The organism is Xenorhabdus mauleonii (assembly GCF_900113945.1).
GTDB lineage: Bacteria > Pseudomonadota > Gammaproteobacteria > Enterobacterales > Enterobacteriaceae > Xenorhabdus > Xenorhabdus mauleonii.
In genome coordinates, this window is sequence record NZ_FORG01000005.1 from 1 (window position 1) to 20,010 (window position 20,010).

Consider the following 20,010-nt stretch of genomic DNA (forward strand, 5'->3'; position numbering starts at 1 on the left):
ATGGCGTCGATTCAGAAATTACTGGTGGGGATAGACATCAAATCCACCAATTACATCCCTAACCGGCAGGGGTTCCGCATTGATGCCAAAACCGGGTTTCTGGAAATCAACGGGTACGGCAATGGCTATCGCACGCAACTCAAAGATGCTGGCTTTTATATGTTTGATGCGAATGGTGTTGCATTAATTGAATTGGGGGTCTTTTTATGAGTGGTGTTGGGTTGAAGATTACCAATCAGGCCGACGGCACGAGTTTTGTCTTCAATGAGAAAACCGCGCCCGCCAGTTTGGTATGGACGGATTTCGTTTCAAAAAGCACACCGGGCATTCGTCGAAGCCCGACGGACTGGCGGTTTTATGAATGGACGTGTCAAATTAAAATCCCGGCAGGCTATCGGGCGCATGTTTATCCTGTGGAATTCACTGGATTTAGCCAAGACCGTTCAGGCAACGGGTTCGTATTGACGGGGTTTTATGAGCGCGCTGAGTTTGCCCAGAACGGAGAAACGGTCATTGTCGACAGGGTGAGCTTAGATAATTTCTTCGAAAAGTGGCTCACGGAACTCATCAAAATTATCGCCTACCCTTCAACCTCGGGGGGCAAGGCGGGATTGAAAATAGCAAACAACAGCAATTTTAATAACAGTGTGCCGCCTGCCGGCTTTGGTTATGTTTCCCATAAAGCCCGCGTCTATATCGATGGTCGATTCGATCCGGCGTCCATTGACCCCCGGCTCAATTACGGCAACTGCCTGATGTTCTTTTATAACGAAGACCCGGAGTGCATGCTGGTGCATCGGGAGGGGTATTACACCAGTCATAACCGGTACGATGGGGGTGGCCGGGCGGGATGGTATCGGGTGGTGGTCTTTTCCAACATCGGCATTAAAGAGCGGCTGGAAGGCGGGGGCTATGGACTCAAGCTAAGGAACCGTGATGGGGTGGTGACCTTTAACTCGGGTGTCGGGGTGTTGACCAAACCGGTGAGTCTGGATGTCAGCAACCGAAAGCTGGGCGACATCATTCCGACACCGGGGATAAAGTACCCGATGCTGGTGCCTGCATGGATAGGACATCATCTGTGGATGGGCGGGAGCACGGCCTACAGCCGGGATTTGTCGCTGACCGGCAACGGGGCAGGGGCGTTGTTTATTGGTTCCGGCAAAAGTGCATTTCATCGGGCGAGCCATTGGGGAACCATCAATTACACCACCAAGCAATCCATTCTTATCCTGGACGCCGCCAGTTACTTCAATTTCTAACCTTTCAGGAATTCATCTATGTACTATTCACAAGGCACAGTCAGTATGGTGTCCGGCTCGGCTATTGTCCGTGGCACAGGCACCAAGTTTAACGCGAATATTAACGGTGTTGCCCCCGGGCAGATAATGTTAATCCAGTCCGGCAAGGATAACCTGCTGCACATGATACAGGCGGTGAACTCCGATACCGAGCTGGTACTGGCGGATAAGGCCAGCGTCACCCTGAATAACGCCACCTATCAGATACAGATTACCGTGCCTGATTCAGCCTCAGATGCGACCCGGCATCTCGTGGCGATTAACAGCTATATCGTTCAGTTCCTCCAGAACATGGACAGATGGATGTCACAAAGTGGGGTGGTGGATGTGACCTTGCCGAACGGACAGACGGTAGCGTTGCAGTCGATTAGGGCATTGCAGGCGGCGGTAGACGGGAAGCTGGATAAGACAGGTGGTGCACTGACAGGAGAGTTATCTATCACGCGGAATAAAGGGCGAATGTTGCGTATGAATGCTGCCACAGAATCGCACGCAAATTATCTTGAAATGTACGGTGGCGATAAAATAGTTGGCTGGCTGGGATTTGGTGAAGATAACGATAGTAAATTGACGATTGGGAATTCTAAGACACGTAATTACTTACATATTTCAGACGAGTTAAAGTTTAATGACCGTACAGTTCATGTTCATGGTGGACCTGTTATCGATGCAAAATCTGATTTAAATATGTTTCTCAATGAGGGAGTGTACTATTTTAACAATAATGCTGTGAGTGAGTCGTTTCCTGAAAAATGGGGGGGGACACTGATAGTGTATCAGGGGCCATACAGGAGGTGTTATCAGGTGTACCAAGTCTATGGCACCTCGGCTATCTATCGACGGGCGACAGACCATGAAAATAAATTCCTATCATGGACTAAGGATTGGAACACGAGTAATGCCAATTTTGACAACAACGGTTATCTCAAAAAATCCTCCCCCATCCTCCAAATCCATCCCGATGGCACCTTTACCACCAACGACGAATCCGAAGGGGCCACAGTCTCCAAACTCGGTACCGGCCACTATCAGATAGACGGTATCCTTGGCTATAACGCGGATGGGGCGTGGGGTGTCCACGGCGGTATCTCTTCCCCGAAGAACAACAACGGGCTTGAACTTATCTACATTGATGACCGGGTGGAAAAAGACGGCAGCATCACGATTGAGACGTTCCACCGTCAGCACAGTCATTTACCGGAGCGCTTCCAAAACAAACGGATAAAAGCCCTCGTGGACGGTGAAAAGGTCTACTATGCGGATGGTGAACCCTGTGATATTCCCGAAGGATGTCGCTTGGATGTCCGAGTTCAGATGCCAGAAGATTCGGTGTGGAATGTGGGGCAGAAAGAAGCAGAGATTACTACTGATATCGATCAGCCTAAACAGATGGAGTGAGGGGTGGAGAGGAATGCTATAGAAATAGAAAACAATAAACCCGCAGGAGATTGCGGGTTACGTATTGAAGTTATTTATTTTATTTCTTGAAGAGGATCATAGCGTGATTCTATTTTAACGTTGACATAAAAATCTCCAGAATTATCGCTATATTGGCTATCTGAAAATAAAAGAGTTAATTCACCATTTGTAGAGACTGTTCTGTGGAGTACACCATTGCCAATTTCATAGGTACTGTCACCAATTTTTGCAATTAAACCCCCTCCTGGAGGAAGAGGCGGAACTCCTTGAGGAGCAGACCAGGGATTTGTATTGTCAAAGGTATACCTAACCCAGCCAGAGGCAATAACAGAGATCACGTCTCCTTTTTCAAGGATAAGCCCAGTGGGTTGACCTTGTTCCGCGTTTGCAGGAACAGTTCCAGACCAATCGTACATAGAAACCTCCCAATTATATTTTGAAAATAACTGAAGAATTAAGTTTATGACTCTTGAGTGTCAGACATTTTTACCCGAACCGAAATGAACCTACCTTCTGGAATATCAATCAAATCACCGTCAGAGTAGCCTTCTCTTATATTTCTGGCAAAAGCAGGAGCATCCGAATGTTCACGATGGTAGGTCATTAACTTAATGGAACTATTAGGCAGGATCTCGTGATCAACCCAAATTAATGGCAGCTTGTTTTGGCATGATGGAATCTCTATGTTATTCATGGTTCCATCGGCATTGAATCCTATAACACCTTTGATAAGGTATACGCCTTCTGAAATTCGATCTACTGTAGCACCTTCAGACTCGTTATTTGTTTCGAATTTTCCATCACTCCAAAGATTGATTATGGCTGAAGATAACTTGAAATTACCATTTGCATCCATGAAGGTATTCACGCCTAATATTGAGAATTGGCTCCAATTATGAAACGTAGAATTGAACTGGCCTTTTCTGGAGCGTATCCAAGCATTGTTACTGTATGCATCAAATGCTAATTGTGTGGCCCACTTTTTAGGCCCAATTGATAAATACTTCATTGCATGCGGTAGCGGAGAATCAGTTGGTATTTGGTCTGAACCCTTCTGATAAAACCCTGTTTTTCCTGCCAAATCTTCCAGTGTTTGGCCATCTCGTACTTCAACTCCTCCGCCACCAATCCCAAAATCTCCAATTTTAAGTGTATTTTCTAAGCCTATATTTTTAACAAACTCAGCTTTATCAGGAATATCCGCCCCATTTTGATTTTTAGACAGCCTACCCTCGGCATTGATATTAGCACTGATAGCATTCTGATTTGCAGTGATTGCCAATGCGTCAACTTCGCTGATATGAAAGTCGGTTTCTTCTTTGGTATAAGCACCGACATCCTTTGCCCTTAGAATTACATCAGCTGATAGCAGATAGCCATTAACTGTTCGCCCGATTGGAACTCTGTTACTAGCATTATTATTTGCAGTATTCGCTAAATCATATGCTGTCTTAACTGCTTTAGACGTTGCAACGGTTAACTCACTGTCACTATCTGTTTCATTGCTCAGAGTAACAAATCCCGGTTCTGTCTGAGTTGCATATGGGTGATTGCGGCTTTGGGCATGTTCTTCAATGGCCTTTCTGACGTCGTCCATTGTTGGAACTTCTACGGAGTTTTTACTGTCTTGAATACTCATATTTATTCCCTCATTTAATCAACAATGCACATTGCTAAATAACATGAAGGCGGGGGACTTCTCCGCCAGTGAACATCAATAATCGGTTCATCAATACTGGAGAATGAATTTTGACTAACTACAGTTGAATAGGTGATTTGGTGAGTAGCATATTTTGATGACAGGATGACATAAAATGATAGGTGGGGAATTAATAGAATTTGTCAGATCACTGATGAAACTCAATATGCTAAAAGCGGGATTTTTCACCTGTTAACTCATTGATAATTCTTCATCCACAAATGGTGGGCTGGATATCATCGCATAGGTAGATACGGGATTATCCCGTATGTTAAAGGGCAGAAATCTACCCTCTAGAAATCACTCATTTTTCTGCTGCATGAGTTTGTTGAGTTTCTCGTGCATTTATTATCGAAAAAATTACTTTTAAATGGCGAAATTTTAATAGCCTAGGCGATTTTTTCATTCTGCAAAATTAATATTAAAATTATATAAAACAATGAGTTAATTAAGTGGTTTTTTATACATAAAACTGATGTTTTAACCCTTAAATATACAATATATACAGCGGGTTACGATACCCATTTTATCCTGTTGCTGCGCCACATGGGATGGTTCGAAGCCGCAGACTTAATCGTTAAAGGAATGGAAGGTTCAATTGCTGCCAAGACCGTGACTTACGATTTCGAACGCCTGATGGATGATGCTAAGCTGCTGAAATGTAGCGAGTTCGGTGATGCAATTATCTCTCATATGTAATTGATTGCTTACTTGAATTGATAACGGGGGCTTAAGGGTTCCCGTTGTTTTACTGTCACATATGAAATGGTTATCAAAAAGTTATCAAAACAAGTTATCAAAACCTGTCAAAAATTAACCAATTTAAATGACGATTTTTATCCAATCTTTTCCGCGATCATCATGGTATTTGTCAGTTTGCCTTTGACTTTTGTGCCCTAATAAATCCTTTGTGTTAATACCTTGTTCCCGATAAAGCCGTTCAGATAACGAACGCTGCTCATAGAAAGTTGCTGGTATGCCATCACCCCAATTAATATTGGTTTTATCCCTCGCTTTTTTAAAATTTGTTGTTAGCGTATTTGCTGCTACTTTTTCACCACACTTAGATTGTGATGTAGTGTGAAAGTAGTGAACTAAATACGGGTTATCATTTTTAATGCTGATTATGATATTGAACCTCAAGAAGATTATGCCGTATCCGAGTTCGAACGCTTAACTCAGTACCCAGATGGCAGCAATTTGATTTATTTTCCCTAACGATAATGATGATTCTCTAAAAGGTGTTCTGAATCGCGTCAAAAAGTGGCGAACTGAAAATGACTTACCACTATTCAAAAATCAAAGTAAAATAAACAAAAGTAATAACAGGGACATCAAATCCCTGTTATTATTTAGTCCAACCTAATTTAGGTCATTTTGAAAATAATTTTGTCAAAATGATGTATATTATATAAGCCGGAGTTTGTTACATAAGTTCTTAATCCGCTCATAATTAGACTTTTATCACTTGTTCTAACGCCATTCCAATGATCTGTAATAATATATTCAACCGCTGCTGGGGATATTATTGCACTAAAACCTATCTGGAAAGCAGTTTGTTGAGTGACATATCTATATTCTCCGCTAACGTTAGCGTAGATAAGATTACCAAGTTCTAAACTATAGTGTTTGAAAATACCGTCAAATACGCCAGGGTGGTCATTGCTATTAGTTATTTCTAGTGAAAGTTTTTCGTCAAGACTTACATAAGTGCCATCGATAGGACCCATAATATTATCCTCTGATTGAATGAAATGTATTTTTTTATTAACTATTTTATTTAATTCAACTGATAAAATAATTTCTGGATACAACATGATTGAGGGATGTTTTTTCTTACTCTCTCATAAAATAGCAAACTAGTTTAAAAAGAGATCATTTAAAAGAATGTATTTTATTAGATATATATTAATAAAATATATGCCTTTACCTTATGCATTAGGTGTTTTTTATACTAAAAAGTAGAGGTCCTGATGTATTTATTTACGATATTGGCACCTTTATGTTTGTAACTTTTTGAAGCTACAAACATAATAAAATGGTGTGTATAATGGAAAACATATTTAACTATATGATAAATAGATAAAACAGAATTAAAAAAATCTCGATTATAGCGTGGGTGGAGGCACGGGGTGTACATGGCGGTATATCTTCCCCGAAGAGGAACAACGATCTTGAGCTTATTTACATCAATAACAAGGTAAAAAAGGATGTCAGCATTGCAATTGTGACATTCCGTCGTTACCTCGACGCCTTCAAAACAAACGGCTCAAAGCCATCGTGGACGGTGAAAAGGTCTACTATATCGTTGGATAACCATATGATATTTCTGAAAACTGTCGTTTGGATGCCCGTTTTCAGATGCAGAAAGATTCGGTGTGGAATCAGGCACAGGAAGTGAGTGTTATCAAACTCAACCCGCAATGTTCTGCGGGTCGGAATTCTTAACATTATATTAACTAAGAATTAAGCGGCTCGTACGATGTAATTGAATGCTATGTTGCGGGGGCGCGTCTCGTTCGCAACGGAAAATTTATTACCAGTATAAGTGTTTGAAACATCTGAACTATAAGTTCTGAAAAAATTACTATTCCACAACCCCTGATTATTTCCACCTGACTTGCTTGTATCCAAGGCGAAGTTATTCGCTTGAGCATCGCTAAAAACAGTTGTGATTCCTTGCTCGTCCTTACTCTCGTCACCATTACTAGTTGGCAATGTATGAATCACCATTACATATTAGCCAGCCCTCTGGAGCGAATTCTGTTGGCCAAGGTACGGGAACACCAACAGGTAGAGCTAAATTAGCATTCTCATTTGCATTATTAGCATTTTGATTAGCAATATGCGCTAAATCATATGCTATTTTTACCGCCTTGGGTGTGGCCGCATAAGTTTCGTCATCGCTATTTACTAAGCTGTTCAGGGTAACGAATCCTTTTTCTCTTAATGTTGCATCGGGATGATTACGGCCTTTGGCGTGTTCTTCAATTTTCTTATCGATAGTTTCTTTTACATACTTTCGGCTAGGTACGATGAATAAATCACAGTCTTCTGAACATGATGCATCTGGCTTATTATCTTGTGTATTCATATTTTTCCCCTCATTTAATCAACAATACACATTGCTAAATAACATGAAGGCGGTGGGATACTACTCCGCCTGTGAACATCAACAAAATGGGTTCATCAATATTGGAGAGTACGGCTTGGTTAGTATTTAATAGATATATGTTTTGTTTGCAGGATGACAGAAAATAACAAGCGCTGGATCTTCAAAATTTGTTTATATGCTGACAAAAATTAAGGATAAAGAAAGCAAAACTTCCTTTGTTTTTATACTTATTATCTTTCGCCTGGCAACTCCCAAAAGCAAGGCGACCTATTGAAACAAAACTTAGATAAGACACAGTATTTTTGCGCCCATTAGGTTGATAAATAAATCACATAAATTTACATACAGAATTTAAGGCTGCTTAATGTGGCTTTTTTCGTATTTGCCACCGCAATCACGCTAATCACATGCGTAACTACACATTGCGGTTGGCATGCCTATTAATTGATTCACAGGGGCAGCTATTTCATTTCATTCTGTCTGTTTTAGGTTTGAATACTTGGGAGTCGTTTTTGGTCACTGGAGGGTTGCTGTCTTTTATTAAACTGAAGTTGCGGTTAGGAAGAATTTTGTAATGGCTCTGGTTGAGTTTTCATTTGTAGCTCATCACGACTATTCGAAATATGGAAAATAGAAAAAATAAGCGTTCGGAATCCAGCAATTAACCGCTTTCATCACCAGCCAGCAAGAAGCATCAAATCAGAGGGTAGAGAATATACGACACCAGAGCAAATGATTCTGGAGTGATTGGAAATAGGATGCAATGTCGACAGCCCCTAACTCAGGGGCTAATTATCGAGAATAGTGTATGAGGATATTTTTAGAATTCATCAAGCCAATCATCAGGCAAACCCGGGATGTTACTAAATCGGGGAGTAGGTGTAGAAGATTGCCTTACTAAACCCTGTGGAGGAGCGGGAATAATATCACCTTGATACCAATCATGAGGTAAATCAGATGATGCTTGAGGCCTATTAACAATATGAGCTTGTGCTGCTGGATGATTATAAGGCATGTGGCGGGTATGTTGTTGTTGATGCCTCATTGCACCACCAACGGGAGAGTGAGTAGCCCGAATATTGTGTTGAGGGGGATAATGCGTCCCTTGTTGTAAAGAAGAGGATTGTTGAGTCGAGTATCCCATTGTACTGGTAGATTGAGATAGTTGTGGGTGCTGATAAGAAGGATGTGGTGGCACCACCATAGATGGAGAATACTGCACGTGTGGTAGCCCTTGCTGTACCGGTGGAAATGATTGTCCCGGATTTACCCCATTTTGAGAATAGAAATTTAATTGGTTTCTAATGGCTTCATTAGAAACCCAAGCTTCGAATCCACGGGTGCTATTGCTGTGATAATTTACTAACTTTTTGAGTAGGACATGTGTGTATGCGTTGATAGTTATGTTGCATCGGTGCCTAGGCCACAATACATATTTCCCATGTTTTCTATAGTCTTTAAAATCCGCATACGTAGAAACAAAACCTAATCTAAGCAATCTATTGCGAGTTGTTGGCTCCTGTTCTGGTGGGAGAAGGGGGCTTTTTAGTTGAGATATATCTGCGTGAATACATAGCGAAGTGTGCCCATCTGGTTTTACATATTCTTGGATAACGGCACCGGATTGATTGTTGTAATCTCTGTTGCTCAGAGAGCAATGACCTGTGGAAAGGTATTTGAAATATTCCGATAAAGGGATACTAAGGTTAGCCATGATGCCCTCCAAAAGAACGGATGTATTTGTAATAACCCATACGCCTATTTCCACCGTAAAACAAACGAATAAGCCTTAACTATCAGTTACTATCTGAAACTAAAAACAATATTTCTTTGCTCGTTCCCTTGAGCAGTTAAAGTCAATAGCCCATACCATTATATCCGTACTTATCGCATACCCAGCGCACAGGGATTGGCGTCATCACTACACTGGACAGCATGGCGTTGGTGCTTATGTGGAATGGGACATCATAGGGATGTGATTAAACGTGAAGGAAAATCCTATAAACCCACGACCAACGCTGGCGATATTATTATCCTGGCGCATTCTCAGGTTGTCATGATGGATAAAGCATGGCACGGGTATGAAAGATGCTGGTCGAACTCCTGAACTTTGACAAAACACTTTGAGTCTTATTTGGTTGGTTTGGATAAATCTGAGTAAGTAATGGAAATATTTTATCAGCCAAGTGAAGGATTATATAGATATAATTTCACTTGGCCTTGCCTTGTTTAATAAAAATATTGATTACTATTAATTAATAGGTTTTATTTCTTTCAGATAATCGGGTGCATAACGTGATTCTATTTTTACATCAACATGAAATTCACCTGAGTTATCTCCAAAATCACCTGCATAGTCGTTAAATATAAATACTAATTCACCATCAACAGGAATTGTTTTATGGAGGACACCATTGCCAATTTCATAAGTTTTTCCTCCTATTTTAGCAACCAAGCTATATGCTAAATTACTCGGTTCATCTGCAACACCTTGAGGTGCGGTATATGGATTGCCCGGGCCACCATATTGAACCCATCCTTTAGCAATAATAGATATGACATCCCCTTTTTGGAGTGTAAGCCCCGTGGGTTGACCTTGCTCAAATTTAGCAGGAACAGTTCCAGACCAATCATACATAGTATTACCTCCAAATTATATTTTGAAAGTGACAGAAAAATTAAGATTGTGATTCTTGAATGTCAGGCATTTGCACTCGAACTGAAACAAATCTGCCATCGGGAATATCGATTAAATCACCATTCGCGTAGCCTTCTCGTATATTTCTGGCGAAAGCAGGAGCATCTGAATGCTCACGATGGTGGGTCATTAATTTGATAGAGCCATCAAGCAGGACTTCGTAATTGATCCAAATTAATGGTAGATTATTATGACATTTCGGTATTTCTATGTTGTCTGCTGCTCTATCAGTATTAAATCCTGAAACACCTTTGATGAGATATGAACCTTTTGATAAGCGTTCAACAGTAACATTTTTGGATAGTTTGTTGGTGGTATATTTACCATCTGAGTAGATTAGAATTGTAGGGGAAAATGTCTTAATGCAGCCATTATTATCTGTGGAAGTATTAACTTCTGACCAAACTTTTCCTCCTATTTGTTTTCCATCTTTGTATCCTTCCCCTCCGTTTATTAAATAATAGGCGTACAAATCTCCTGACGAGTTGAGATATATCTGACCTGTATCATAATCTGACCATCCAAAATTAATTCCTTTTACATATCGATTAATTATATCTTTTTCACTAACACTAAACACACCCAGATATTCAGCGCTTGGAATATAGCCAAATTCTTTAGTGCTATTCACCGCACCAACATCCTTTGAATTCAATATAATATCATTCGTTAATGGTTTATCATTGATTTTTCTATTATTAGGTACGGCATTTTTAGCTAGGATTATGGTTTCCGCTAGGCCAATGTTTTTCACAAATTCATCTTTATCTAGAATATCCGCCCCGTTTTGCTTTTTCTCCAAATAGAGAACGGAATTATTGAGAACATTTTGATTGGCAGTATTCGCTAAATCATAGGCTTTTTTTACAGCCTTAGAGGTTGCGACGGTTAACTCACTGTCGCTGTCTGTTTCATTACTTAAAGTAACGAATCCTGGTTCTATCTGAGTTGCATAGGGATGATTACGACTTGCGGCGTGTTGAGCAATGGCTTCTTTGATTGAATCGTCGACATATTCTGGCGTGGTAACGGTAACCAGATTGCTATCTTTTGAAACAGGCGCATCAGGTTTCTTATCTTGCATATTTTTTCCCTCATTTAATCAACAATACACATTGCTAAGTAACATGAAGGCGGTGGGATACTACTCCGCCTGTGAACATCAACAAAATGGGTTCATCAATACTGGAGAGTACGGCTTGACTAATATTTGATAGGCTGCATATTTTGTTGGCAGGATGACAGAAAATGACAGATGGAGAATTAATAAAGTTTGTCAGATCACTACTGAAATTCAGTATGCTCAAAGTATAATTGATCGTTTTTATAATTTTTGATTTGATGAAATGCTCGTGTTATATAGGAATAATAGAAAATAAACGGGGCATAAAATAACAAACATTTGAGCAATAAATTATATTCATTTGCTGATAATGGTTGATGAATATTTTATGAAAAAGGACATAGAATCCCATTATTTTTTATATTTATTATGAACATAAACTTAATTATTTTCTTAGTTCATTGTTTTTACTGATATGAAAATTGAATAAAAAGAGAGACGTAGTTTTGGATAAAATACGGCTATCAAAATTTAAAGAATATCTTGTGAAATACTTCCATATTCTGTTTTTCCATCACAGGCAAAGGCGGAAATGCCTATTTTTTCAGTCATCGTAATCGGGCGGCATATTCCGCCAAGGTTTATCTATGTTTAAAACCCCAAATATCATATTAATAACTCGCTGATTGTATTAGTAAATACGATTTCAAGCTCTCTTTGAATCAGGTAAATGAAGCTCAGGCAAGCCTCAAATATGATCAGAGATATTATGGCGTCAGCATACTGATGCACTTATAGATAACTCATTCTATTTATGGAATAAAAATCTTACTGTTACATAAAATTACTTATGACGACACCATCTAAAGTCAGTTTAGAATGAAATTTCCATAAAGAGTCGCATTCTATTCGGTTATTTGCGACAACATCCTTTTCAATATAAATAATGTTATATAGAACAAATAATTACAGTGAAATAAGATAATTACTTGCAAAATAAGCATTAAATTTTCAGATGAATTCTTAACTGACAACTCTATTGTATAAAATCTTTGAGGTTATTATGTACAGTACGGATTTATTACTGAGCAAAATCAATCAAACTCGCGATAGTCGAGCAATGACTCTCGCAGATCTTCAGCCCTTCTCATTTAGTGAATTAAGAAGCATGTTCGAACAGCAACTTAGCTGGGGAGAAACTCACTATCTCTATCGCGAAGCTGTTGAGCAAAAAAAACGTAATCGCCTGCTGGAAGCACGTATTTTCACCCGAACCAATCCCCAATTGTCCGCAGCCGTCCGTCTGGGTATTGAACCAGACAGCGCTTCACGCAGTTATGATGACATGTTTGGCGCTCGTTCTTCTTCCTTTGTGAAACCAGGCTCAGTGGCTTCCATGTTTTCACCGGCCGGCTATCTTACAGAATTGTATCGTGAAGCGAAGGACTTGCATTTTACAAGCTCTGCCTATCATCTTGACAATCGCCGTCCGGATCTGGCTGATCTGGCGCTGAGTCAAAGCAATATGGATACGGAAATCTCCACTCTGACACTGTCTAATGAGTTGTTGTTGGAGCATATTACCTGCAAGATCGGAGAAGATTCGGATGCATTGATGGAAAGCCTGTCAATATACCGCCAAGCCATTGACACACCTTACCACCAGCCCTATGAAACTATCCGTCAGGTAATTATGGCGCATGACAGTACATTAACAGCGCTTTCACATAATCCGGAAGTCATGGAGCAGGCGGAAGGGGCTTCATTACTGGCGATTCTGGCGAATATCTCTCCAGAGCTTTATAACATCTTGACCGAAGAGATTACGGAAGAAAATGCTGACGCGTTATTTGCAAAAAACTTTGGCGAAAATATCTTGCCTGAGAATTTTGCGTCACAGGCGTGGATAGCCAAGCATTATGATCTTGAACTGTCTGAGGTACAAAAATATCTGGGAGTATTACAAAACTATCATTCTGATGATGCTTCAGCTTATGTTGATAATATTTCAACGGGCTTGGTGGCAAATAGTGAAAATAAACTTGAAGCTTATAAGATAACGCGGATAAAGACTGATAACTATGATAGCCATGTAAATTATTTCGATTTAATGTATGAAGGAAATAATAAATTTTTCATACGTGCTAATTTTAAGGTATCAAGAGAATTCGGGGCTACCCTTAGAAAGAATTCAGGCACAAATGGAATTGTCGGCAATCTTTCCGGCCCTTTAATAGCCAATACGAATTTCAACAGTGATTATTTAAGTAATATATCCGACAGTGAATACAAGAGCGGTGTGAAAATATATGCCTACCGCTACACGTCTTCCACCAGTGCTACAAATCAGGGTGGAGGAATATTCACTTTTGAATCTTATCCCCTGACAATATTTGCTCTCAAACTGAATAAAGCCATTCGCCTGTGTTTGGCCAGCGGGCTTTCACCGAATGAACTGCAAACTATCGTACGCAGTGATAATGCCCAGGGTGTTATAAACGACTCGGTTCTGACTAAAGTCTTTCATACTCTGTTCTACAGTAACCGTTATGCATTGGGCTTTGATGATGCCCAGGTACTGAATGGATCGGTCATCAATCAATATGCCGATGACGACAGTGTCAGTCATTTTAATCGTATCTTCAATGCGCCTCCGCTGAAAGGGAAAATCTTTGAAGTCGATGGTGGTACGATCAGCATTGATCCGGGTGAAGAGCAAGCTACTTTTGCCCGTTCAGCTTTGATGCGTGGTTTGGGGATCAACAGTGGCGAGCTGTACCAATTAGGCAAACTGGCTGGTGTGCTGGACACAAAAAATAACATCACCCTTTCTATCTCCGTTATCTCTTCACTTTATTGCCTGAAATTACTGGCCCGAACCCATCATCTAACAGTCAATGAACTCTTTATGCTGTATAGATTTTCGCCGTTCAGCAGTAAGGTGACAGTTTCCTTGTCTTCTAATGAACTGGCGCGGCTGGTTATCTGGCTGTATCAAATAACACAATGGCTAACTGAGGCGGAAATCACTACTGAAGAGCTTTGGTTGTTATGTACGCCCGAATTTAGCGGAAATATTTCACCGGAAATCAATAACCTGATTGTGACTCTTCGGCCACGCATTAATGAAGACATAGCACAGAGCCACAATCAGGAACTTCAAGCTGAAATTCTTGCTCCGTTTATCGCCGCGATGTTGAATCTGTCATCATCGGATATGGCGCGTTATATCTTGCTGTGGACAGATAATTTGCGGCCGGGCGATCTGAATATTGCCGGATTTATGCAGTTGGTATTGAAAGAAGAACTAAGTGATGATGAAACGACCCAATTGGTGCAGTTCTGTCATGTGATGGCGCAGTTGTCACTTTCTGTGCAAAAACTGCGCTTCAGCGAAGCAGAGCTTTCTGTGCTAGTCACCTCCGATTTCTCCGTGCTGGGAGCGAGAAGTCAACCCACCGGCCAACATAATATCGATACGCTGTACTCACTCTACCGATTCCACCAGTGGATTAATCGCTTGGGTAAACTGAGTTCTGACACGCTGGATATGCTGCATCAACGGACGCTGACAGCAGACAGACTGGCTTCGGTAATGAGGCTGGACATCAGTATGGTGACGCAGGCCATGGTTTCTGCTGGCGTGGAGCGCCTTCAGTGTTGGCAAAATATCAACACCGTACTGCAATGGATAGAGGTGGCATCAGCACTGCATACCATGCCGTCGGTTATTCGTGCGCTGGTGAATATCCGCTATGTGACCCGATTAAACAAAGCTGTGCCAGAACTTCCTTCTTGGGATGAGTGGCAGACACTGGCAGAAAATATGGCAGCCGGATTGAGCACACAACAGGCTCAGGTACTGGCTGAATATACCGCAGAGCGCCTGAGTAGCGTGTTATGCAACTGGTTTCTGGCGAATATCCAGCCAGAAGGCGTGTCCCTGCAAAATCGGGATGACCTGTACAGCTATTTCCTGATTGATAATCAGGTCTCTTCTGCCGTGAAAACCACCCGGCTGGCAGAGGCAATTGCCGGTATTCAACTCTACATCAATCGGGCGCTGAACCGGATAGAACCTAATGCCCGTGCCGATGTATCAACCCGACAGTTTTTTGCCGATTGGACGGTGAATAACCGTTATAGCACTTGGGGCGGCATTTCGCGGTTGGTCTATTATCCGGAAAATTACATTGACCCGACCCAGCGTATCGGGCAAACCCGCATGATGGATGAATTACTGGAGAATATTAGCCAGAGTCAACTTAGCCGGGATACGGTAGAAGAGGCGTTCAAAACCTATCTGACCCGCTTTGAAACCGTGGCAGACCTGAAAGTGGTCAGCGCCTATCATGATAATGTTAACAGTAATACCGGATTGGCCTGGTTTATCGGCCAAACGCGGGAGAAGCTGCCGGAGTACTATTGGCGTAACGTGGATATGTCACTGATGCAGGAGGGTAAACTGGCAGCCAATGCCTGGAATGAGTGGATAAAGGTTGATACGGCGGTCAATCCTTACAGGGATGCAATACGGCCGATCATATTCAGGGAACGTCTGCACCTTATCTGGGTAGAAAAAGATGAAGTAGCGAAAAACGGTACTGATCCGGTAGAACCCTATGACCGTTTTACACTGAAGCTGGCGTTCTTGCGTCATGACGGCAGTTGGAGTGCCCCTTGGTCTTATGACATTACAACGCAGGTAATGGCGGTCACTGACGAAAAACCGGATGCTCAACGGCTGGGGTTGGCCGCATCTGGCTTTCAGGGCGAAGACACGCTTCTGGTGTTTGTGTACAAAACTGGGGAGAGTTACCCGGATTTTGGTGACAGCAATAAAAATGTGGCAGGAATGACCATTTACGGTGATGGCTCTTTGAGAAAGATGGAGAACACTGTACTCAGCCGCTATAGCCAATTGAAAAATACCTTTGATGTCATTAATGCTCAAGATAGCGGCAATACCCAAGATACCAATTTGGTAAGAAAGGCCAGCTATCGCTTTGCTCAGGATTTTGAAATCCCGACCTCATTGAGTATGGGATCTGCGGCAGGAACCTATAATTTGACGGTGATGGAGAAGGGGAATATACCGCAGATAACCAGCAAATACTCCAGTGATGACCTCGTTATTGCGCTACATAATGCCGTTTTTACTGTCAGATATGATGGCAGTGGCAATGCAATCAGAAACAAACAAATCAGAGCCATGAAACTGACGGGAGTGGATGGAAAATCCCAGTACGGTAACGCATTTATCATCGCAAATACCGTCAAACATTATGGCGGTTACTCTGATCTTGGAGGGCCAATCGCCGTTTATAACAAAACAAAAAATTATATTGCATCAGTCCAAGATCGCCTTTTCAACGCAGACTACATTAGGCGTCTGATTCTGACACCTGTTGAAAATAATTATTCTGCTCGATTGTTCGAATTTCCATTTTCACCGAACGCTATCCGAAACACCGTCTTCACGGTTGGCAGCAATAAAACCAGTGAGTTTAAAAAGTGCAGTTATGCTATTGATGGTAATAATGCTTCTGGTTTTCAAATATTTAGTTCTTATCAATCTTCCGGCTGGCTGGATATTGATACGGGTGTTAACAATACCGATGTCAAAATTACGGTGGTGGCTGGCAGTAAAACTCATACCTTTACAGCCAGTGAACATGTTGCTTCCTTGCCAGCAAATAGTTTTGATGACATGCAGTACACCTTTAACCCGTTGGAAATTGATGCATCGTCATTGAAATTTACCAATAATATCGCGCCACTGGAGATTGTTTTTGAGGTCAAAGCCAAAGACGGGCGAGTGCTGGGTAAAGTCAATAATACGTTGTCAGTGAAACGGGTAAATTATAATCCGGATGATATTCTGTTTCTGCGTGAAACCCGTTCGGGTGCGCAATATATGCAACTCGGCGTTTATCGCATTCGTCTTAATACGCTTTTGGCTCCTCAACTGGTATCCAGAGCCAATACGGGCATTGATACTATCCTGACAATGGAAACTCAACGGCTACCGGAACCTCCGTTGGGAGAAGGCTTCTTTGCCAACTTTATTTTGCCTAAATATGACCCTGCTGAACATGGTGATGAGCGGTGGTTTAAGATCCATATCGGGAATATTGGCGGCAACAGTGGAAGGCAGCCTTATTATAGTGGAATGCTATCCGATTCATCGGAAACCAGCATGACGCTTTTTGTCCCTTACGCCGACGGGTATTACATGTATGAAGGCGTCAGATTGGGGGTTGGATACAAGAAAGTTACCTATGATAAAGATTGGGAATCTGCTTTCTTCTATTTTGATAAAAAGAAAAAGCAATTTGTATTAATTAACGATGCCAATCATGCATCCGGAACAACAAACATTGGGGAAGTCAAGAACATCAAGAAATACAAAGGATTCTTGAATGTTTCTATCGCTACTGGCTATTCCGCCCCGATGGATTTCAATAGTGCGAGCGCCCTCTATTACTGGGAGCTTTTCTACTACACCCCAATGATGTGCTTCCAGCGACTGCTACAGGAAAAACAGTTCGACGAAGCCACTAAATGGATAAATTACGTCTATAACCCTGCCGGCTATATTGTTAACGGAGAAATCGCGCCTTGGATATGGAATTGCCGACCGCTGGAAGAAACCACCTCCTGGAATGCCAATCCGCTGGATGCCATTGATCCGGATGCCGTTGCCCAAAATGACCCGACGCATTATAAGGTGGCTACCTTTATGCGCCTGTTGGAGCAACTTATTCTACGCGGCGATATGGCTTATCGCGAACTGACCCGCGATGCGTTGAATGAAGCTAAAATGTGGTATGTGCGCGCTTTAGAATTGCTGGGTGATGAGCCGGAGGACTACGGCAGCAGCCAGTGGGCGGCACCGTCTCTTTCCGTAGCGGCGAGCCAAACCGTGCAAGCGACCTATCAGCAGGATCTTACGATGCTGGGCCGTGGTAGGGTTCCCAAGAAGCTCCGCACTGCTAACTCGTTGGTTGGGTTGTTCCTGCCGGAATATAACCCGGCGCTCACTGATTACTGGAAAACCCTGCGTTTGCGCCTGTTTAACCTGCGCAATAATCTTTCCATTGATGGACAACCGCTATCTCTGGCGATTTATGCCGAACCTACAGATCCGAAAGCGCTGCTTACCAGTATGGTACAGGCTTCTCAGGGCGGCAGTGTGCTGCCGACCGGTACGTTGTCGTTATACCGCTTCCCGGTGATGCTGGAGCGTGCCCGCAATCTGGTGGCGCAATTGACTCAATTCGGGGCTTCTCTGCTCAGTATGGCAGAGCATGATGATGCCGATGAGCTCACCACACTATTGCTCAAACAGGGCATGGAGTTGGCGACACAAAGCATCCGAATCCAGCAACGAATCGTCGATGAAGTGGATGCCGATATCGCTGTATTGGCAGAAAGTCGCCGCAGTGCGCAGAATCGTCTGGAGAAATATCAACAGCTGTATGACGAAGATATCAACCACGGAGAACAGCGGGCGATGTCATTGCTCGATGCAGCAGCCGGTCAATCTCTGGCCGGGCAGGCGCTCTCGATAGCAGAAGGGGTGGCTGATTTAGTCCCAAACGTGTTCGGTTTTGCCGCGGGTGGAAGTCGTTGGGGGGCAGCACTGCGTGCTTCTGCCTCGGTGATGTCACTTTCCGCAGCGTCCTCCCAGTATTCCGCAGAAAAAATCAGCCGTTCGGAAACCTATCGCCGCCGCCGTCAGGAGTGGGAAATTCTGCGTGATAACGCTGACGGTGAAGTCAAACAAATGGACGCCCAACTGGAAGCCCTGAAAATCCGTCGCGAAGCCGCACAGATGCAGGTGGAATATCAGGAAACCCAGCAGGCCCATACTCAGGCCCAGTTAGAGTTGTTACAGCGTAAATTCACCAACAAAGCCCTTTACAGTTGGATGCGCGGCAAACTGAGCGCTATCTATTACCAGTTCTTTGATCTGACCCAGTCCTTCTGCCTGATGGCACAGGAAGCGCTGCGCCGCGAATTGAACGACAACGGCGTGACTTTTATCCGGGGTGGTGCCTGGAATGGCACTACAGCAGGCCTGATGGCGGGAGAAACGCTATTGCTGAATTTGGCTGACATGGAAAAAGCCTGGCTGGAGCGTGATGAGCGGGCATTGGAAGTTACCCGTACTGTATCGTTGGCCCAGTTCTATCAGGCTTTAACCTCAGACAACTTCAATCTGACAGAGAAACTCACTCAATTCCTTCGTGAAGGCAAAGGTAACGCGGGTTCTTCCGGCAATGAATTAAAACTCAGTAACCGCCAGATAGAAGCCTCAGTGCGATTGTCCGACCTGAACATTTTCAGTGACTACCCCGAAAGCCTTGGCAAGACCCGCCAGTTGAAACAGGTGAGTGTCACCTTGCCGGCGCTGATTGGGCCGTATGAGGATATTCGGGCCGTGCTGAACTACGGGGGCAGCATAGTCATGCCTCGCGGTTGCAGCGCCATTGCTCTCTCTCACGGTGTGAATGACAGCGGTCAATTTGTGCTGGATTTCAACGACACCCGCTATTTGCCATTTGAAGGTATTCCGGTGAATGACAATGGCAGCCTGACGTTGAGTTTCCCGGATTCGATTGATCGGCAGAAAGCACTGCTGGGGAGTCTGAGCGATATCATTTTGCATATTCGCTATACCATCCGTTCTTAATTAAAACATTGTGATTG

General features: G+C 42.7%; 13 protein-coding genes and 3 pseudogenes. 8 read left to right on the forward strand and 8 right to left on the reverse strand.

Annotation, left to right across the window (positions count from 1 at the left end; translation table 11 throughout):
* From BM100_RS22975 to BM100_RS22980, 3 genes are all read left to right on the forward strand, one after another.
* The coding region (locus tag BM100_RS22975) for a hypothetical protein (protein ID WP_092507852.1) at positions 1-210 on the forward strand (210 nt) is incomplete at its 5' end.
* Entirely contained in the window at positions 207-1,262 is a 1,056-nt protein-coding gene (locus tag BM100_RS06305; RefSeq protein WP_092509062.1) for a hypothetical protein, read from the forward strand. The genes BM100_RS22975 and BM100_RS06305, both read left to right, overlap by 4 nt.
* Before the next feature lie 18 nt (positions 1,263-1,280).
* A complete protein-coding gene (locus BM100_RS22980) occupies positions 1,281-2,699 on the forward strand; it encodes a pyocin knob domain-containing protein (RefSeq protein WP_175494924.1) in 1,419 nt (472 codons plus the stop codon).
* 74 nt (positions 2,700-2,773) lie between these two features.
* Here the strand turns inward: BM100_RS22980 and BM100_RS06315 are convergent, their stop codons facing one another.
* Positions 2,774-3,136, reverse strand: coding sequence for a LecA/PA-IL family lectin (locus BM100_RS06315; protein WP_092509064.1), 363 nt, complete (start codon positions 3,134-3,136; stop codon positions 2,774-2,776).
* Positions 3,137-3,180: 44 nt separating this feature from the next.
* Complete coding sequence (locus tag BM100_RS23555) at positions 3,181-4,359, reverse strand: phage tail fiber protein (RefSeq protein WP_244590530.1); 1,179 nt, start codon at positions 4,357-4,359, stop codon at positions 3,181-3,183.
* Between the two features lie 591 nt (positions 4,360-4,950).
* On the opposite strand from BM100_RS23555, the pseudogene BM100_RS06325 reads away from it, so the two are divergent.
* Positions 4,951-5,118 (forward strand): annotated as a pseudogene (locus BM100_RS06325) (NADP-dependent isocitrate dehydrogenase); the annotation flags it as partial.
* Positions 5,119-5,241: 123 nt separating this feature from the next.
* On the opposite strand, the pseudogene BM100_RS06330 reads toward BM100_RS06325, so the two are convergent.
* Positions 5,242-5,526: pseudogene (locus BM100_RS06330) on the reverse strand (site-specific integrase); the annotation flags it as partial.
* A 24-nt stretch (positions 5,527-5,550) separates the two neighbouring features.
* On the opposite strand from BM100_RS06330, the pseudogene BM100_RS23940 reads away from it, so the two are divergent.
* Positions 5,551-5,785 (forward strand): annotated as a pseudogene (locus tag BM100_RS23940) (bacteriocin immunity protein).
* 1 nt (position 5,786) lies between these two features.
* Here BM100_RS23940 and BM100_RS06340 read toward each other — a convergent pair.
* Positions 5,787-6,149, reverse strand: coding sequence for a hypothetical protein (locus BM100_RS06340; RefSeq protein WP_139216936.1), 363 nt, complete (start codon positions 6,147-6,149; stop codon positions 5,787-5,789).
* Positions 6,150-6,538: 389 nt separating this feature from the next.
* On the opposite strand from BM100_RS06340, the gene BM100_RS24165 reads away from it, so the two are divergent.
* Positions 6,539-6,820 (forward strand): phage tail fiber protein, encoded by a 282-nt coding sequence (locus BM100_RS24165; protein WP_476756449.1) that lies wholly within the window; start codon positions 6,539-6,541, stop codon positions 6,818-6,820.
* Positions 6,821-7,126: 306 nt separating this feature from the next.
* Here BM100_RS24165 and BM100_RS06345 read toward each other — a convergent pair whose 3' ends face one another.
* Complete coding sequence (locus tag BM100_RS06345; RefSeq protein WP_092509070.1) at positions 7,127-7,513, reverse strand: phage tail protein; 387 nt, start codon at positions 7,511-7,513, stop codon at positions 7,127-7,129.
* An 841-nt stretch (positions 7,514-8,354) separates the two neighbouring features.
* Positions 8,355-9,248 (reverse strand): hypothetical protein, encoded by an 894-nt coding sequence (locus tag BM100_RS22500; protein ID WP_139216937.1) that lies wholly within the window; start codon positions 9,246-9,248, stop codon positions 8,355-8,357.
* A gap of 243 nt (positions 9,249-9,491) precedes the next feature.
* Between BM100_RS22500 and BM100_RS22985 the strand changes: the two genes are divergently transcribed.
* Complete coding sequence (locus tag BM100_RS22985) at positions 9,492-9,641, forward strand: hypothetical protein (protein WP_169924641.1); 150 nt, start codon at positions 9,492-9,494, stop codon at positions 9,639-9,641.
* A gap of 144 nt (positions 9,642-9,785) precedes the next feature.
* Here BM100_RS22985 and BM100_RS06360 read toward each other — a convergent pair whose 3' ends face one another.
* Together BM100_RS06360 and BM100_RS23560 are read right to left on the reverse strand one after the other, a co-directional pair.
* Positions 9,786-10,172 (reverse strand): LecA/PA-IL family lectin, encoded by a 387-nt coding sequence (locus BM100_RS06360; RefSeq protein ID WP_092509074.1) that lies wholly within the window; start codon positions 10,170-10,172, stop codon positions 9,786-9,788.
* Between the two features lie 40 nt (positions 10,173-10,212).
* Positions 10,213-11,316: a phage tail fiber protein gene (locus BM100_RS23560; RefSeq protein WP_244590529.1), complete on the reverse strand. Its 1,104-nt coding sequence runs from the start codon at positions 11,314-11,316 to the stop codon at positions 10,213-10,215.
* A gap of 1,042 nt (positions 11,317-12,358) precedes the next feature.
* Here BM100_RS23560 and BM100_RS06370 point away from each other — a divergent pair.
* Complete coding sequence (locus BM100_RS06370; protein WP_092509076.1) at positions 12,359-19,993, forward strand: Tc toxin subunit A-related protein; 7,635 nt, start codon at positions 12,359-12,361, stop codon at positions 19,991-19,993.
* Positions 19,994-20,010: the final 17 nt, after the last annotated feature.

Excerpts from the sequence above, each read along its gene's own strand:
- BM100_RS23555 (WP_244590530.1), bottom strand. The coding sequence starts at position 4,359 with ATGAGTATTCAAGACAGTAAAAACTCCGTAGAAGTTCCAACAATGGAC.
- BM100_RS06345 (WP_092509070.1), bottom strand. The coding sequence starts at position 7,513 with ATGAATACACAAGATAATAAGCCAGATGCATCATGTTCAGAAGACTGT.
- BM100_RS22980 (WP_175494924.1), top strand. The coding sequence starts at position 1,281 with ATGTACTATTCACAAGGCACAGTCAGTATGGTGTCCGGCTCGGCTATT.
- BM100_RS23560 (WP_244590529.1), bottom strand. The coding sequence starts at position 11,316 with ATGCAAGATAAGAAACCTGATGCGCCTGTTTCAAAAGATAGCAATCTG.
- BM100_RS06315 (WP_092509064.1), bottom strand. The coding sequence starts at position 3,136 with ATGTACGATTGGTCTGGAACTGTTCCTGCAAACGCGGAACAAGGTCAA.
- BM100_RS06360 (WP_092509074.1), bottom strand. The coding sequence starts at position 10,172 with ATGTATGATTGGTCTGGAACTGTTCCTGCTAAATTTGAGCAAGGTCAA.
- BM100_RS22500 (WP_139216937.1), bottom strand. The coding sequence starts at position 9,248 with ATGGCTAACCTTAGTATCCCTTTATCGGAATATTTCAAATACCTTTCC.
- BM100_RS22985 (WP_169924641.1), top strand. The coding sequence starts at position 9,492 with ATGGGACATCATAGGGATGTGATTAAACGTGAAGGAAAATCCTATAAA.
- BM100_RS06340 (WP_139216936.1), bottom strand. The coding sequence starts at position 6,149 with ATGGGTCCTATCGATGGCACTTATGTAAGTCTTGACGAAAAACTTTCA.
- BM100_RS06305 (WP_092509062.1), top strand. The coding sequence starts at position 207 with ATGAGTGGTGTTGGGTTGAAGATTACCAATCAGGCCGACGGCACGAGT.
- BM100_RS06370 (WP_092509076.1), top strand. The coding sequence starts at position 12,359 with ATGTACAGTACGGATTTATTACTGAGCAAAATCAATCAAACTCGCGAT.